The sequence below is a fragment of the Mycobacterium riyadhense genome (assembly GCF_963853645.1).
In the GTDB taxonomy this organism is placed as follows: Bacteria; Actinomycetota; Actinomycetes; order Mycobacteriales; family Mycobacteriaceae; genus Mycobacterium; species Mycobacterium riyadhense.
Window position 1 is genome coordinate 4,302,891 of the sequence record NZ_OY970456.1, and the last position, 16,402, is coordinate 4,319,292.

The 16,402-nt window shown below is 62.9% G+C and carries 11 protein-coding genes and 1 pseudogene; 8 read left to right on the top strand and 4 right to left on the bottom strand.

Translation table 11 applies throughout. The annotated features are described in order from the left end of the window. Positions 1 to 105: 105 nt before the first annotated feature. A pseudogene (locus AADZ78_RS29195) lies at positions 106 to 261 on the bottom strand (hypothetical protein); the annotation flags it as partial. An 81-nt stretch (positions 262 to 342) separates the two neighbouring features. Here AADZ78_RS29195 and AADZ78_RS18940 point away from each other — a divergent pair. From AADZ78_RS18940 to AADZ78_RS18955, 4 genes are all read left to right on the top strand, one after another. After that, positions 343 to 1,353 carry a hotdog fold thioesterase gene (locus AADZ78_RS18940; protein WP_085251441.1) on the top strand — a complete coding sequence of 337 codons (1,011 nt, stop codon included), beginning with the start codon at positions 343 to 345 and terminating at the stop codon, positions 1,351 to 1,353. 52 nt (positions 1,354 to 1,405) lie between these two features. Continuing rightward, on the top strand, positions 1,406 to 2,623 hold the full coding sequence (locus AADZ78_RS18945; RefSeq protein WP_085251442.1) for an amidohydrolase family protein: 1,218 nt from the start codon (positions 1,406 to 1,408) through the stop codon (positions 2,621 to 2,623). 129 nt (positions 2,624 to 2,752) lie between these two features. Continuing rightward, on the top strand, positions 2,753 to 3,178 hold the full coding sequence (locus tag AADZ78_RS18950) for an anti-sigma factor antagonist (protein WP_085251443.1): 426 nt from the start codon (positions 2,753 to 2,755) through the stop codon (positions 3,176 to 3,178). A 155-nt stretch (positions 3,179 to 3,333) separates the two neighbouring features. Continuing rightward, positions 3,334 to 5,295 carry a SpoIIE family protein phosphatase gene (locus AADZ78_RS18955; RefSeq protein ID WP_085251444.1) on the top strand — a complete coding sequence of 654 codons (1,962 nt, stop codon included), beginning with the start codon at positions 3,334 to 3,336 and terminating at the stop codon, positions 5,293 to 5,295. A gap of 8 nt (positions 5,296 to 5,303) precedes the next feature. On the opposite strand, the gene AADZ78_RS18960 is transcribed toward AADZ78_RS18955, so the two are convergent. Beyond that, entirely contained in the window at positions 5,304 to 6,539 is a 1,236-nt protein-coding gene (locus AADZ78_RS18960) for an acyl-CoA dehydrogenase family protein (protein ID WP_085251445.1), read from the bottom strand. Then, complete coding sequence (locus tag AADZ78_RS18965; protein WP_085251446.1) at positions 6,536 to 7,669, bottom strand: acyl-CoA dehydrogenase family protein; 1,134 nt, start codon at positions 7,667 to 7,669, stop codon at positions 6,536 to 6,538. Before AADZ78_RS18965 ends, AADZ78_RS18960 begins: the two co-directional genes overlap by 4 nt. A gap of 158 nt (positions 7,670 to 7,827) precedes the next feature. On the opposite strand from AADZ78_RS18965, the gene AADZ78_RS18970 reads away from it, so the two are divergent. The 3 genes from AADZ78_RS18970 (at position 7,828) to AADZ78_RS18980 (ending at position 10,705) form a co-directional block, all read left to right on the top strand. Then, positions 7,828 to 8,637, top strand: coding sequence for a hypothetical protein (locus tag AADZ78_RS18970; protein ID WP_085251447.1), 810 nt, complete (start codon positions 7,828 to 7,830; stop codon positions 8,635 to 8,637). Further along, positions 8,634 to 9,305 carry a hypothetical protein gene (locus AADZ78_RS18975; RefSeq protein WP_085251448.1) on the top strand — a complete coding sequence of 224 codons (672 nt, stop codon included), beginning with the start codon at positions 8,634 to 8,636 and terminating at the stop codon, positions 9,303 to 9,305. Before AADZ78_RS18970 ends, AADZ78_RS18975 begins: the two co-directional genes overlap by 4 nt. Before the next feature lie 173 nt (positions 9,306 to 9,478). Further along, positions 9,479 to 10,705, top strand: a complete 1,227-nt coding sequence (locus AADZ78_RS18980) for a cytochrome P450 (RefSeq protein ID WP_085251449.1) — start codon at positions 9,479 to 9,481, stop codon at positions 10,703 to 10,705. A gap of 116 nt (positions 10,706 to 10,821) precedes the next feature. Here AADZ78_RS18980 and AADZ78_RS18985 read toward each other — a convergent pair whose 3' ends face one another. Continuing rightward, positions 10,822 to 11,382, bottom strand: a complete 561-nt coding sequence (locus tag AADZ78_RS18985) for a TetR/AcrR family transcriptional regulator (protein WP_085251450.1) — start codon at positions 11,380 to 11,382, stop codon at positions 10,822 to 10,824. Positions 11,383 to 11,702: 320 nt separating this feature from the next. On the opposite strand from AADZ78_RS18985, the gene AADZ78_RS18990 reads away from it, so the two are divergent. Continuing rightward, on the top strand, positions 11,703 to 15,956 hold the full coding sequence (locus tag AADZ78_RS18990) for a PPE family protein (RefSeq protein WP_204903362.1): 4,254 nt from the start codon (positions 11,703 to 11,705) through the stop codon (positions 15,954 to 15,956). The last annotated feature ends 446 nt before the right edge of the window (positions 15,957 to 16,402 follow it).

Below are 16,402 nucleotides of genomic sequence, written 5' to 3' on the forward strand. Positions count from 1 at the left end.
CGGGTACGACAACTCTGGGCTGCCCGATCCGCACCGGGGCTGTGCCGTCATCACCGGCGAAGAGATGCTCGGCCCCGCCGGTGCGGGCACACCAAGATCCAGCGCCGGCTCGTAGAACTTGCACAGGATCGCGGTGTGGTTGCCGGTCTCACGTTCGCGCGCGACCAGGTCGATTCCAGTGTCGGTCTTGCCCCTCCGGTCCGGCCAATCGATCCATCGCCACACCGCGTCGTACTGCTGCGCCATCGTCGGGTCCAGCTCGTGGAGCAGATTCGGGTTAGGGCTACCACCCATCCCATCCAACTTCACGGATATCACCGCAAGCGCGGTAACCTCATTCTCATGGCTGAAGTCACGCGTGCCGACCGCTTTATCAAGACGGCGGTCGAGATCCTGGGCGAAACCGGACGCACCGACTTCACTGTGCAGGAAGTCGTCGCGCGCTCCAAGACCTCACTGCGGGCCTTCTACCAGCACTTCAGCAGCAAGGACGAACTGCTGTTGGCGCTGTTCGACAGGACCATCGCGCAATCGGTGCAGGTTTGGCGCGCCGAGACCGCCGGACTGGACAGCACCGCCGCGCTAAAGCTGGTATTCGACCGCGTCGGCGCGCAGCCGGAAACAACTACCCAAGACAGTCTCAACCGGGCACTAAGCCTCTACAACCAACACCTCGCCGAAACCCGGCCGAGGGAATACGCCCGTGTTCTGTCCCCCCTTCATCGACTGATTCACGACATCGTCGTCCAGGGCATCACCGAGGGGGTCTTCAGCCCTGGCTTAGACGTCGGTGCAGCCGCGGCGATTGTCATGCAGACGATGGTGGGCGCACTCCGATTGCGTTGGCTGGGAACCGAATTGAACGGGTCCACCATCGACACCGGCCAACTCTACGACTTCTGCAGTCGCGCCCTCGGTATCCGTGACACCGACGGCCAATCCGCAACGCCCTCATTGGCCGAGCTGTTCGCGCAAATCGGGATGCGCCCGGCCACCGGTCACGGCGACGAGTTCGCGATGACGATGCCGGTCAGCCCCCAAGTGGTCAACACCTCCGGCGCACTGCAAGGCGGCTTGCTCGCCACGCTGGCCGACGTGGCGGGCGGGCAACTCGGCCTGGAATACCTACAGCCCGGCACCGCCATGACGACCGCCGATCTAGCGATCCGCTACCTACGACCGATCAGGCAGGGCTCGGCGCTCGCGGTCCCCCGGGTGCTGCGGGCCGGCCGGCGTTCTCTGGTGATGCAGATCGACATCTTTGGCGACAGTGACAGCGACAGCGAGCTGGCGGCGACGGCGACCGTGAATTTCGCCATCGTCAAGCACGATGGCGCACCCGTCGACAATTAGTGGTAACGTCATTACCAGCCACTGAGATCGAGATTTTTGCCAGGAGATCGCCATGCCTTCTCGCGAGCTTTCGTTTCCCGTGTTTGACGCCGATAACCACATGTACGAACCCCAGGAAGCGCTGACCAAGTTCCTCCCAGATAAGCGCAAGCACGTCATCGACTATGTCCAGGTCCGCGGCCGCACCAAGATCGTGGTGCGCGGGCACATTAGCGACTACATCCCGAACCCAACGTTTGAGGTGGTGGCGCGTCCCGGCGCGCAGGAGGAGTACTTTCGGCACGGCAGCGGAGGCAAGAGCTACCGCGAAGTGATGGGTGAGCCGATGAAGGCGATCCCCGCCTTCCGTGAGCCGGGTCCGCGCCTGGAGGTCATGGACGAGCTCGGCATCGACTACGCGCTCATGTTCCCCACGCTGGCCAGCCTGGTCGAAGAGCGCATGAAAGACGATCCGGAGATGACCCACGACGTCATCCATGCGCTCAATGAATGGATGTACGAAACCTGGTCGTTCAACTACCGAGACCGCATCTTCGCCACCCCGGTGATCACCCTGCCCATCGTCGACCGTGCGCTCGAAGAACTCGATTGGTGCCTGCATCGGGGTGCACGCACGGTGCTGGTCCGCCCGGCTCCGGTACCCGGCTACCGCGGCAGCCGATCGTTCGGCTTCGAGGAGTTCGACCCGTTCTGGCAAGCCTGCGTCCGCGCCGAGATCCCGGTCTCGATGCACGCCTCCGACAGTGGTTACTCCGAGCTGCTCAACATCTGGGAACCCGGCGACGAATTCCTTCCGTTCAAGCCGACGGCCTTCCGAAGCCTGGCGATGGGCCATCGGCCCATCGAAGATGCCATGGGCGCATTGGTCTGCCATGGCGCGCTGTCCCGCAACCCGGAACTACGCATTCTGTCCATCGAAAACGGTGCTGACTGGGTGCCGCACCTGTTCAAAGGGCTCAAAGGCGTCTACAAGAAGATGCCGCACGCGTTCAGCGAAGACCCGATCGAAGCGTTCAAGCGGTGCGTGTACATCAGCCCGTTCTGGGAGGACCGGTTCACCGAGATCGTCAACATGGTGGGCACCGATCGGGTGGTCTTCGGATCCGACTGGCCGCATCCCGAAGGCCTCAAGGATCCCATCTCCTTCGTAGACGAACTGTCCGGTTTCGGTCAGGAAGACGTCGAAAAGATCATGGGCGGCAACATGATGAAGGTGATGAAGGTTGCGAACCCGGCTTCGAAGCGGGTCTTCAAACCTGTCTCCGCCTGATCGATTCGCCAGCGGCGCACCCCCGCAGGTTCTATAGTTAGCCTATAGACGGTTTCGGCAGGTCTTGCGATACAAAGTCCGACTGTTTGTCGTCCGGGGGGTCCGGCGCGGTCGATTGGGGGATGGACCATGAACGTGCATTCAGCGGGGTCATTTACCACCCAGGTGGTATTGAGTGCGCGGCTCGCATCCGAGTTGGGTGAACCACACAGCACGCTCCGAGCGGTCACGCAGCGCAACGGTCCGGCGGTGGTCATTCGCGCGGGCGGCGAGGTCGACGCCGCTAACGAGCGAACCTGGCGACATCTGATCGGCGAAGCAGCCGCAATCGCCACCCCACCCGGATCACTCGTCGTTGACGTCAGTGGCCTCGATTTCATGGGGTGCTGTGCGTTCGCCACGTTGGCGGAGGAAGCACAACGCTGCCGCCGTCGGGGCATCGAATTGCGCCTGGTGAGTCGCGACCCGGGCCTCCCCCGGATCGTCGCTGCCTGTGGGTTCACCAACGTGTTGCCCGTTCATCGGGCCATGGAGTCTGCGCTGTCCATCGCATAGTTTGCGCATAACCTTCCTTCGGGTTCGCCGCGGCTCGTAATGAAATTGGTGCGGCGAGCTGGTAGCGGGCGTTGATAATCTGGTTGTTGCTGCTCGGCGAATTCGCCCGCGCACCCCGACTGTTTGCTGATTCGGTCCGTAGGAGGGACTGCCAAATGGCGGCCGAGATGGACTGGGACACGACGGTCGGCAGGGCCGAGGATGTGCGCCGCATCTTCGAGAGCATCCCCGCGATGATGGTCGGCCTGGAGGGCCCTGAACATCGCTTTGTCGCGGTGAACGCCGCATTTCGCGCATTCAATCCGTTGCTCACCAACGTTGGAAAGACCGCCAAGGAGGTCTATCCCGAACTCGAGGGCCAGCAGATCTACCACATGTTCGATCGGGTCTATCAAACCGGTGAGCCGCAATCCGGCTCTGAGTGGCGGCTTCAGGCTGATTACGACGGTTCAGGAATCGAGGAACGATTCTTTGACTTTGTCGTCACACCGCGGCGCCGGGCCGACGGATCGATCGAGGGTGTGCAGCTCATCTTCGATGACGTCACGGCCCGAGTGAAAGCCAGGCTGGCAGCCGAGGCGCGGGTGGAGGAACTTTCCGAGCGATACCGGCACGTCCGCGATTCGGCCACCGTGATGCAGCAGGCACTACTCGCACCTTCGGTACCCGTTGTCCCGGCCGCCGACATCGCCGCGGAGTATCTCGTCGCCGCGCAGGACACCGCGGCAGGTGGCGACTGGTTCGACGCCATAGCTCGCGGAGACCGGTTGGTGCTCATCGTCGGAGACGTCGTCGGTCACGGTGTCGAGGCTGCGGCGGTGATGTCGCAACTGCGCACCGCGCTGCGGATGCAAATCTCAGCGGGGCGCAGCATCGCCGAAGCGCTCGAGGCGGTGGACCGCTTCCGCGAGCAGGTACCGGGATCCAAGTCGGCCACCATCTGTGTCGGCTCGCTCGACTTCGCGACCGGCGAATTCCAGTACTGCACCGCCGGGCACCCACCGCCGTTGGTGGTGACCGCCGAAGCGAAGGCCCGCTATGTGGAACCCTCCGGAGCTGGTCCGCTCGGAAGCGGCACTGGATTCGCAGTACGCAGCGAAGTACTCAACGTGGGCGACACCGTCATGCTGTATACCGACGGACTGATCGAACGTCCAGGCCGGCCGCTGGGGGCCAGCACGGCCGAGTTCGCCGACTTGGCGGCCACGATCGTCAGCGGCGGCGGCTTTGTCCTCGATTCGCCGGCCCGGCCCATCGATCGCCTCTGTTCCGAGACGCTTGAATTGCTGCTCCGATCCACTGGCTACAACGACGACGTCACACTGCTTGCGGCACAGCGCCGGACGCCGGTGCCGGCGTTGCACATTACCGCGGATGCGACCATTTACGCCGCGCGCGCGATCCGGGCCCGGCTCCGTGACTGGCTTTCCGAGATCGGCGCCGATTCCGCCGACATCTCCGACGTCGTTCATGCCGTCTCCGAATTCGTAGAGAACGCAGTCGAACATGCTTACACCACAGAGGTTTCCGACGGAATCATCGTTGAAGCGGCGCTGGCTGGCGATGGCATTCTGCGGGCTTCGGTAGCCGACCGGGGCCAGTGGAAGCATCACCGCCAAGGCGAGCAGGGCCGCGGGCGCGGATTGGCGATGGCCGAGGCCCTGGTGTCCGAATCGCACGTCACCCACGACGCTGACGGGACGACTGCCGCACTTACGCACCGACTTTCGCGGCCGGCCCGGTTCGTCACTGACGCGGCGGCTGGCCGCCCAAGCTACCACCAGACACTCGACGACGAATTCGTTTCCCTGGTCACCGATGCCGGCCGCATCATCGTCCGGGGCGACATCGACTCGAACACCGCGCCGACCCTAGACCGCCAGATCGCCGTCGAAAGCCGCTCTGGCATAGCGTCATTGACGATCGACCTCAGCGCCGTCACCCACCTGGGATCGGCAGGGGTCAGCGCGCTCGCCGCGGCGCGCGAGCGGGCACATAAACAGGGCGGCGACTGTGTATTGGTGGCGCCGCCGGGCAGCCCTGCCCACCACGTCTTGTCACTGGTTCAGTTACCTGTTGTCACCGGCGATACCGAAAATGTCTTCGCCGAAGATTAGAACGGCCCCTAGCGCGCCCGACCGTGGCGCACCTGATTGAACGGCACGCCGCGATCGGCGGCGTACTCCCGCGGGAAGTTCAGGACTCGCTCGCCAATGACGTTGCGAGCCATTTCCGTTGTGCCGCCGCCGATGGCGACCGACTGCCGGGATAGGTAGCGGAATCCGGTCTGCAGTCCTTCGCCGTATTGCCCGACGACACCGGCGGCCCCCGCGATCGCGAGCGCCGTGTCGATCTCGAGGGTCACGGTCTCGGCATGGAAGAGCCTGATGAGCGTCCCAGCGGCCGGCGGCAAGGCGCCGTCTCGGACGCTGCGAGAGACGTGGTCGATCAGCTGCTCGGCAACCGCGCGATGCACCAGCGCTCGGCCGGCCATCTCCTTGACCCGATCGCTGTCGGCGTGGCCGGTCTGCTCCGCGAGGTCGGCGTAGTCGACCGGTGTTGTGTGGCCGCCCTCGCTACCGGAGCCGCTGGCGAACTCCGAGCCCTGCCCCACGGCGCGGCGTTCGTGGTACAGCTGCCGTGACGCCACCGCCCAGCCGCCGTTCACCTCACCGACCACGGCGTCGTCACCAACGTCCACCCCGTCCAGAAACTCCTCGCAGAATTCGGTGGAACCGTTCACCTGGGTGATCCGCCGCAATGTGATGCCCGGATGGGAGATCGGCACCAGGAACATGGTCAGGCCGTCGTGCTTGGGCACATCCCAATCGGTGCGGGCCAGACACAGTCCGTAGTCGGCAGCGAACGCGCTGGTGCTCCAGGTCTTGGCGCCGTTGATCACCCACCGGTCGCCCTGACGCTCGGCACGCGTGATAACACCAGCCAGATCGGACCCGCCGCTGGGTTCGGACAGCAGCTGCACCAGCACCTCGTCGCCGCGCAGCGCCGCGGCGATGTGCTGTTTCTTCTGCTCCGCACTGCCGGTGTCGAGCAGCGTCGCGCAGCAGATGGTGAACGTGGGCGTGTTGAGGATCAACGGCATCTCGTAGCGCAGCGATGCTTCGTCGAATGCTCGCTGGTATTCGTAATCCAAGCCCAGGCCGCCGTACTCGCGCGGGAAGCAGATCCCGGCAAATCCGCCTTCGTAAAGCCGCTTTTGCAGTTCTCGTGCGCGGCGCCAGGAACGTTCGTCGTCGCGGGGCGCGGGAGGCGGCGAGGCCGGATCTATGCGAGGCATGTTCTCGGCCAGCCAGGCACTGGCCCGTCCGGCAAACTCTGCAACCGATTCGGTGGGCGTCATCGCGCCGACCTCTCCGCCTCATACACCCGCAGGTTGTGTTCCTCGGGTGTGCCAAACATGGCCCGGTACAACGCAACTCGCCTCAGGTACAGGTGCAGGTCGTGTTCCCAGGTGATGCCGATGCCGCCGTGCATCTGCACGCAGCCTTGGACGATTCGGCCGGCAAGCTCTCCGACGTAGGACTTGGCGATGCTGGCCGACAGGCCGGCCGCGGGTGCGCGGGCGGATATGTCGGCGACGGCGGCCGCCGTGGTCGCACGGCACGCTTCCAGCCACATCTTCATATCCGCGAACGCGTGTTTAAGTGCCTGATACGACGCAAGCGGGCGGCCAAACGTGTGTCGGTCCAGCGCCCACCGGACGGTGAAGTCGAAGACCGTTTGCAGGATGCCGACCACCTCGGCGCACTGCAGCACCTGCGCGATTTGGCTTTGGCGCTCTATCAGCCTGGCGGTCTCGCCGGCTCCACCGACAGCTGCCGACCCAGCCACGGCAACACCGTCCAACTCCACTCGCGCATACTGCTTAACCAGATCCACCGATTGCTGGGCCGTAATCCGTACGCCGGGTGTAGCCGTTGGGACCAGGAACTGGCGGATCTCGTCACGGCATCGCGCCACGACCAGCAGTACCGCGCTCTGCGCCGCGGCTTCGACACGGTCTTTGATGCCGTCGATTCGGTAGCCGGTGTCGGTGGCTGTGGCTGTAACGGTGGGATCCAGCGGCGCCCACCCCCGGCCCGGCTCGCAAACCGCCCACGACGCCACCGTTTCACCGGACATCAGCGATCCGATCAAGTCGGCATGCGCCCGCGGATCGTCGCAGTCCACCAGCCCCGCGAGCACTGAGCTGACCGGGTACAGCGGACCGGGCGCCACCGTCTTACCAAGCTGTTCGGCGACCATGGCAAGATCGGCAACGCCATTGCCTGAGACGCTGCCGCCGCCCAACTCCTCCGGGACTAGCAAACCCGTCCACCCAAGCGCAGCGGCTCGTCGCCACCACGCCGGGTCAAAGGAAGTACCGGCGGCATGCAGCTCGCGGACGTAGCGCAGCGGCGCTTCTTTTTGTACAAATGCTTGGGTTGTTGAGGTAAAGAGTATCTTTTCGGGAGAGTCGACAGCGGTCATGACGCCGGCCGGACTTTCGGTGGAAAGTTTGGGTGGCTGACCATCGCCCCTGTTCGGTTCTCGTCGGAGTTGGCTGGCGACTCCGATGTTAGCAATGGGCAATACAGTAAGAGATACCGGAGTTCAGTCGATAATGAAGTTGACGAGCTATAACCGCCATGGCTGAGACGAGCGAACCACCGACGGATTCGGTGAACTCAAAGGCCGACGCAATGGCGTTGGTCGAGGAAGCCGAAGCTGAAGCCGCCGAAGCCGAAGCGCTCGCCGCTGCGGCGCGCGCCCGGGCGCGTGCTGCCCGGCTGCGACGTCAACTGGCCGGCGATGCCGACGCCGACTACGAGGACTTCGACGAGTACGGCGACGAGTACGACGACGAGTACGACGACGAGTACGACGAAGAGGACGCCGAGGACTACGAGGACGCCGAACTCGAGGCCACAAAGCCCGACTCATGGCGAAGCCGGTTGCCGAGCTGGGTGCGGATCCCCCCGCTGTCGACGCTTGCGACGGTGGCCGCGATCCTGATCATCTGCGGCTTTACCGCGTTCAGCGGATATATCGTCTGGACGCACCACGAAGCCACCGAGCGCCAGCAGCGCGCGGCGGCGTTTGCCGCGGGGGCCAGGCAAGGCGTCGTCAATATGACGTCTCTTGACTTCAACAAGGCCAAAGAGGACGTACAACGGGTCATCGATAGCTCTACCGGTGAATTCCGTGACGACTTTCAGGCACGGGCAGCCGATTTCACAAAGGTCGTGGAGCAATCCAAAGTGGTGACCGAAGGCACGGTCAACGCCACGGCGGTCGAGTCCATGGGCGACCATTCCGCGTTGGTATTGGTGTCGGCAACATCACGGGTCACCAATTCCGCGGGTGCCAAAGACGAACCACGCGCCTGGCGGCTGCGAGTGACGGTGACCGAGGAGGCCGGGCAGTACAAGATGTCGAAAGTTGAGTTCGTACCGTGAGCGATGAAGTGCGCGACACCGAGGCCACCGAAGCCCTGGAGATCGACGCGGATAGCGGAGCCGACGAATCGGCAACCGCGGAATCTGACGAAGCGCTTTCCGAGGAGTCTGACGAAGCGCCTTCCGAAGACGACTCCCCCGCGCCACGCCGGTTCTGGCGACGCGACTTGTGGCGTGTGCAGGTCAATGTGAAACCGGTTGCGGTAATCCTGATCCTGCTCGTGCTGATCTCCGGCGGGGTTACGGCGTGGCTGTATGTCAAGCAGTACAAGCCTGATCAGCAGACCGATCCCAGTGTCGCGCGGGCGGCCGTCAACGCCGCGTCTGATGGGACAGTCGCGCTGTTGTCGTACTCACCCGACACCCTCGACAAGGACTTCGCCACCGCCAAGTCCCATCTCTCCGGGGATTTCCTGTCCTACTACGACCAGTTCACGCAGCAGATCGTGGCTCCGGCGGCAAAGCAGAAGTCGTTGAAGACCACCGCTCACGTGATGCGCGCCGCGATATCGGAGTTGCACCCCCATTCGGCCGTCGTTCTGGTTTTCGTCGATCAGAGCACCACAAGCAAAGACAATCCGAATCCGACGATGGCGGCCAGCAGCGTGCTGGTGCACATGGCCCTGGTCGACGGCAAATGGCTCATTACCAAGTTCACGCCGGTCTAAAGCTAGCTGCCGAACGCACGACACCACTGCCGAGCGTGTAGCGCCCGGTTCTCTTGGGAGACAATCTAATCCGGATCTGCGGGCCTTCGTCTTCGAGCATGGGGCCAGCACCGGTTGGGGCTTCGTTGCTATTTATATTATGATAGCGATATTCCATCTCAGGAGGAGCGCTGATGACGCTCGACACCGATGCCAACCGCCAGGCCACTACCCTTGACCTCACCGGTCAAACCAGCCCCTACCCGTTCTTCGAACACATGAGGCGCACCGACCCGGTCTGGCATGGCGCCCTCGCGGACCACTCACAGATGCCGGAGGAATTGAGGCCCAACGACGAATGGGTCTTATTTGGTTATGACGCCGTGTTCCAGGCTTTCCGCGACGACCGGATCTTCACTTCCGCCAACTACGACAAGACCATCGGATTGGTCATGGGGCACACCATCTTGGCCATGGGCGGCAAAGAGCACCACGATCACCGCAATCTGGTGGCCAAGGCCTTCCGCGCGACAGCGCTGGAACGCTGGGAGCCGTCGGTAATCGGGCCCATCTGCAATCGGCTCGTCGACGAGATCAAAGACCATGGTGAGGCGGACCTGGTGAAAGCGGTGACCTTCGAATTCCCGACCCGGATCATCGCCACCCTGCTCGGACTCCCTCGCGAGGACCTTGACCTGTTCCGGCGGTTGTCGCTTGACCTCATCTCGATCCCGACCGACATCGTGGCGGGGTTGAATGCCGCGGCCGAGCTGCACGGCTACTTCCTCAACCAGGTCGAGCAGCGGCGCCGCAAACCGACCAACGACATCATCGGCGATTTGGTTGCCGCCGAGATCGACGGCGAAAAACTCACCGACGAGGCCATCATCGCGTTCTTGCGACTGTTGTTGCCCGCCGGCCTGGAGACCACTTACCGCTCGTCGGGCAACCTGCTGTACCTGCTGCTGACCCACCCCGATCAGCTGGCGATGGTCTACCAGGACCGGTCATTGATCCCCACAGCGATCGAAGAAGGTCTGCGCTTCGAAACGCCACTCACCATGGTGATGCGGACCACCACTCAAGAAGTCGAAATTGGTGGCAAGACAATCCCGTCCGATGCGCAGATCGATATGTGTATGGGCTCGGCCAACCGCGACGAATGCCGCTGGACCGACCCCAACACCTTTAACATCCGCCGACCGCGGCAAGCCCACATCGCGTTCGCCGGCGGGATCCACATGTGCCTTGGCATGCATCTTGCCCGCCTGGAAACGCGGGTAATGCTCAACAGCCTGTTCGACCGCGTCAAGGATCTGGCGTTCGTTTCCGACGACGGCACCGGTGTGGAGTCCAAGATCGTCGGGCTTACTTTCAGGTCGCCCAATAAACTTCCGGTCACGTTCGCGCCCGCCGCATAAGGAGCCGGGCGGCCATCCTGCATCACGTCGGCAGGCCGGGGTCTTTCGATGAATCGAACTGGACGCGCGCCCGGCGCCGGCGAGGATCGGCATTGCTGTCGTAACGAGTAAGCGGCTCAACGGCTCTGGACGAATGCCGGTGTGACAAAATTTGCGACCAGCTCGCGCTCGGCATCGTCGTCTTCGCCTGGCCAGTACATCAGTGTTAGCACGACGCGGACCCCCCATTTCGCGGCTTGCGGGTGACCGCCGGCGATCCCCATGAGTTCGGAAGCAAATTCGGCAAGTTGCGGCATCTCGGCTAGCCAGGCCACTTCGCGGGTGCCGCCGCGGACCGAAGACATCATGAGCCGGCACAGTGGCTCCGACCGGATTTCGTGGAGTGTCGACAGAATTGCGGTGGTGACTCGCTCCGGCCCGCTCAACGGCTCGACCGCCGAGCGCACGGAATTGGTGATGCGGGCCGCAACCCGGGCGACGACGCCATCTCGGATTTTGGCTTTGCCACCGACGTAGCGATAGATGGTCGCTCGCGAGCAGTGGACCCGGGCGGCCAACTTGTCGATATCAAGTCCGTTCATCCCGTCGTGTCTCATGAGGCAGATCGCCGCGTCGTAAATCCGTTCGGCGGCGGCTGCGCGGCGATCGCCGCCGACCACCCAATCCTCACCAGGCACTGGTCACATTTCCTTCCCGCTACGAAGCACCGGGAAATCCCACTTTCCAACGTTTGAGACGAAGATTACAGCTCTTCTCACTAACATCGCAGGTCGCACGCTCGCCGTGAGACCGCCCGGGCCAGACCAATGGGCGGCGTATTTCAGTTTGTCGCCACACCATTGACCTGCAGGTTTCCGCTGGTCAAAGTAGTTCGATCACACCCCTTGACCGGGGTTGCGGGATTCACGGATGTCGCCCGGTGGGCGTGGCGGATAACTCGACGACGGGCTGTCACGAGCTGTCACTCGCGTGCCGCGGCGTGAGGAAGGGTTGCGCAATGAGTTTCTTGGTGTTGCCGCCGGAGATCAACTCGGCATTGGTGTTCGCCGGGGCGGGGTCTGAGCCGCTCTTGGCGGCCGCAACGGCCTGGGCCAGTCTGGCAGATGAATTAAGTTCAGCTGCGGCATCTTTCGGATCAGTAACGGCAGAGCTGGTCGGCGGGTCATGGCAGGGTCCGGCGGCGGCGGCGATGGCGGCAGCGGCCACCCCCTACGCGGGTTGGCTTTCGGCGGCGGCGGTGCAGACACAGCAGGCGGCGACGCAGGCAGGCGCCATGGTGGCCGAATTTGAAGCTGTCCAGGCGGCGATGGTGCAACCGGTTGTGGTGGCGGCCAACCGCGCCGACCTCGTGTCGCTGGTGATATCGAACCTCTTCGGGCAAAACGCTCCGGCGATCGCAGCTATGGAAGCCACGTATGAAGAGATGTGGGCACTCGATGTGTCGGCGATGTCTGCCTATCATGCCGGAGCGTCGGCGGTCGCATCGGCACTGACGCCGTTCACCGATCCATTGCAGGCCGCCGCGTCAGCGGCCGCGGCCGAGGCCGTTCCGACCACCATCAATCTTGGGCTAGCCAATGTAGGCAGCGGGAACGTTGGCAACGCCAACAATGGTCTCGGAAACATTGGTAGCGGAAATCTCGGTAACTACAACGTCAGCTCCGGAAACCTCGGCAGCTCCAACATCGGCTCGGCAAACCTGGGCAGCAACAACGTCGGACTCGGGAACTCCGGCAGCAACAACTCCGGCTGGGGAAACATCGGCGATCTCAATACCGGGTTGGCCAACACTGGCTTCGGCAACTTCGGCCTCGCGAATACGGGCAACAACAACGTCGGCATCGGTCTTACCGGCAACAACCAGGTCGGTATCGGCGGGCTGAACTCAGGCGCCGGTAATGTCGGATTATTCAACTCGGGCACCGGAAACATCGGCTTCTTCAACTCCGGCACCGGAAACTTTGGCATTGGCAACTCCGGTAATTTCAACACCGGCCTTTTCAACTCAGGCCAGACCAATACGGGGTTCTTTAACGCCGGCTCGTTTAATACCGGCATGTTCGATGTCGGAAATGCGAACACCGGCAGCCTTAACACCGGCAGCTACAACATGGGCAGCTTCAATCCGGGGTCGTCCAATACCGGTACCTTCAACACGGGCAGCGCGAACACGGGTTTCTTCAACACCGGCAACATCAACACCGGCGCCTTCAATCTGGGCAACATGAATAACGGCCTGTTCAACACGGGCGACATGAATAATGGCGTTTTCTACCGCGGGGTGGGTCAGGGCAGCCTGAGTTTCAGCATTACGACACCTGATTTGACCCTGCCACCGCTTCAAATACCCGGGATATCGGTTCCCGCACTCAGTCTGCCCGCGATAACCCTGCCGTCGTTGTCGCTGCCGGCCGCATCGACACCCGACAACGTTACGGTGGGTGCGTTTAGCTTGCCGGGGTTGACGCTGCCGTCACTGAACATCCCGGCCACCACCACACCCGCCAACATCACCGTCGGCGCATTCAGCTTGCCCCAGTTGACCCTGCCCGCACTCAACATCCCCGCCACCACCACACCCGCCAACATCACCGTCGGCGCATTCAGCTTGCCCCAGTTGACCCTGCCCGCACTCAACATCCCCGCCACCACCACACCCGCCAACATCACCGTCGCCGCATTCAGCTTGCCCCAGTTGACCCTGCCCGCACTCAACATCCCCGCCACCACCACACCCGCCAACATCACCGTCGCCGCATTCAGCTTGCCCCAGTTGACCCTGCCCGCACTCAACATCCCCGCCACCACCACACCCGCCAACATCACCGTCGCCGCATTCAGCTTGCCGCAATTGACCCTGCCCGCACTCAACATCCCCGCCACCACCACACCCGCCAACATCACCGTCGCCGCATTCAGCTTGCCGCAATTGACCCTGCCCGCACTCAACATCCCCGCCACCACCACACCCGCCAACATCACCGTCGGCGCATTCAGCTTGCCGCAATTGACCCTGCCCTCACTCAACATCCCCGCCACCACCACACCCGCCAACATCACCGTCGGCGCATTCAGCTTGCCGCAATTGACCCTGCCCTCACTCAACATCCCCGCCACCACCACACCCGCCAACATCACGGTCAGCGGCTTTCAGCTGCCTCCGCTAGCGATTCCTTCGGTGACCATTCCATCAATGACGATACCCGCGGGTATCACGGTGGGCGCGTTCAGCTTGCCACCGCTAGCGATTCCATCGGTGACCATTCCTCCGGTGACGATCCCGCCTATTACGGTGGGTGCGTTTGATTTGCCTCCGTTGCAGATTCCGGCGGAGACTATTCCACCGCTGACGATACCCGCGGGCACTACCATCGGCGGATTTAGTTTGCCCCGATTGCACATTCCTCCGGTGATCATTCCGCCGGCGACGATACCTGGCATCACTTTGGGTGACTTTAGCCTACCGGCGATACATACTGCACCGATACCCGTTCCCCCAATAAACGTGGGCGGGTTTGTACTCCCCGGTATTGGCTGGAGTGACTTTATTAACACACCTCAGATAACGATCAATAATCTTTCAATACCTTTCCAGCTAAGCTTCACCACCAACATACCTGCACTTCAGCCGATACCCAACGGAACGAGCACTATCAACGGAAGCCTCAACATCGGCGACCAGTTCGGCGAACTCCACCTGCCATCACTGGCGATCCACCCATGGCAGTTGACCGTCCCCATCGTCGTCGACCCATTCGCTCTTCCCGGCTTCACCATCCCCGGGATCGACGTCCCCGCTATCCACGTCGACGGCTTCACCCTTCCCCAGATCACCACGCCGACAATCGCCACACCACCAGTGACCATCGACCCGATCGCTACCGAGGGGTTCGCGCTTCCCGAGATCACCATCCCGGCGATCACCACCCCGGCGTTTGCTATTGATCCGATCGGCGTCGGCGGGTTCACACTGCCGGCGATCACAACGCCGGAGATCGTCACCCCACCGCTGACCGTCGCGTCGATCGGTACCGGCGGGTTCACCCTGCCGGCGATCACAACGCCGGAGATCACAACGCCGCCGCTAACCATCAATCCGATCGGCGTGGGCGGGTTCACGCTGCCGCAAATCACCACCCCGGCGATCACCACACCACCACTAACCCTCGACCCCATCAACGTCGCCGGCTTCACCCTCCCCCAAATCACCACCCCAGCGATCACGACACCACCACTAACCCTCGACCCCATCAACGTCGCCGGCTTCACCCTCCCCCAAATCACCACCCCAGCAATCACCACACCACCACTAACCCTCGACCCCATCAACGTCGCCGGCTTCACCCTCCCCCAAATCACCACCCCAGCAATCACCACACCACCACTAACCCTCGACCCCATCAACGTCGCCGGCTTCACCCTCCCCCAAATCACCACCCCAGCAATCACCACACCACCACTAACCCTCGACCCCATCAACGTCGCCGGCTTCACCCTCCCCCAAATCACCACCCCAGCAATCACCACACCACCACTAACCCTCGACCCCATCAACGTCGCCGGCTTCACCCTCCCCCAAATCACCACCCCAGCAATCACCACACCACCACTAACCCTCGACCCCATCAACGTCGCCGGCTTCACCCTCCCCCAAATCACCACCCCAGCAATCACCACACCACCACTAACCCTCGACCCCATCAACGTCGCCGGCTTCACCCTCCCCCAAATCACCACCCCAGCAATCACCACACCACCACTAACCCTCGACCCCATCAACGTCGCCGGCTTCACCCTCCCCCAAATCACCACCCCAGCAATCACCACACCACCACTGACCATCCCACCGATCGGCCTGGCGGCCTTCACCACACCGCCGCTCACGATTCCCGGTATCCACCTGCCCAGCACCACGATCGGAGGGGTCGCCATCCCAGGGGGGCCGGGCTACCTCAATTCGAGCTCCGCACCCTCGTCGGGCTTCTTCAACTCCGGTGCAGGTGGCAACTCGGGCTTCGGCAACAACGGTTCGGGGCTCTCGGGTTGGTTCAACACAAACCCCACAGAGCTGTTCGGCGGCTCGGGTTACCAGAACTACGGTGGGCTATCCTCGGGCTTTTCTAATCTGGGCAGCGGCGTATCGGGCTTCGCGAACACGGGCGTCCTGCCCGTTGCGGTGATCAGCGTCGTATCGGGCTTTGCCAACATCGGCAACAACGTCGCGGGCTTCTTCCAAGGCACGAGAGCGTAACCCGTGACATCGTGACCGACGTTAATGGCGCCTACGGCCGACCCGATCGCGGCGGCAGATGCGCATGCATCGCGACATATCCGAAGCATGCCCTGGAATCTGGCCCCGCCCCGGCTTGGCTCACGGTTCGCAGCTCGGCATTGCTGGCGCCCGCTGACCTGTGAGTTTGCTTCGGGACGCGTCGAAAATTGCGCACTGAACCCAGACCTGCAGCGCGTCGCTCGAGTCTTCCTGGTGGGCCGGCCACTCAAGCGCACCTGGACGCGACGATAGCGAGCCGCGGCTACTCCGAACTACGTTGGCGCGCACCATGACTCAAATTTGACACGAGGTTCTGCTCTGGCTGTCTGTATTGCTCTCTAGTCACATCCGCAACTCTGGCCTGCGCCGGAGACTATGGTAGCGCTGCCCGCCTCCGCGCGACAACGCGGTTTCTGCAGGTCAAC

Excerpts from the sequence above, each read along its gene's own strand:
- AADZ78_RS18940 (WP_085251441.1), top strand. The coding sequence starts at position 343 with ATGGCTGAAGTCACGCGTGCCGACCGCTTTATCAAGACGGCGGTCGAG.
- AADZ78_RS18945 (WP_085251442.1), top strand. The coding sequence starts at position 1,406 with ATGCCTTCTCGCGAGCTTTCGTTTCCCGTGTTTGACGCCGATAACCAC.
- AADZ78_RS18950 (WP_085251443.1), top strand. The coding sequence starts at position 2,753 with ATGAACGTGCATTCAGCGGGGTCATTTACCACCCAGGTGGTATTGAGT.
- AADZ78_RS18955 (WP_085251444.1), top strand. The coding sequence starts at position 3,334 with ATGGCGGCCGAGATGGACTGGGACACGACGGTCGGCAGGGCCGAGGAT.
- AADZ78_RS18960 (WP_085251445.1), bottom strand. The coding sequence starts at position 6,539 with ATGACGCCCACCGAATCGGTTGCAGAGTTTGCCGGACGGGCCAGTGCC.
- AADZ78_RS18965 (WP_085251446.1), bottom strand. The coding sequence starts at position 7,669 with ATGACCGCTGTCGACTCTCCCGAAAAGATACTCTTTACCTCAACAACC.
- AADZ78_RS18970 (WP_085251447.1), top strand. The coding sequence starts at position 7,828 with ATGGCTGAGACGAGCGAACCACCGACGGATTCGGTGAACTCAAAGGCC.
- AADZ78_RS18980 (WP_085251449.1), top strand. The coding sequence starts at position 9,479 with ATGACGCTCGACACCGATGCCAACCGCCAGGCCACTACCCTTGACCTC.
- AADZ78_RS18990 (WP_204903362.1), top strand. The coding sequence starts at position 11,703 with ATGAGTTTCTTGGTGTTGCCGCCGGAGATCAACTCGGCATTGGTGTTC.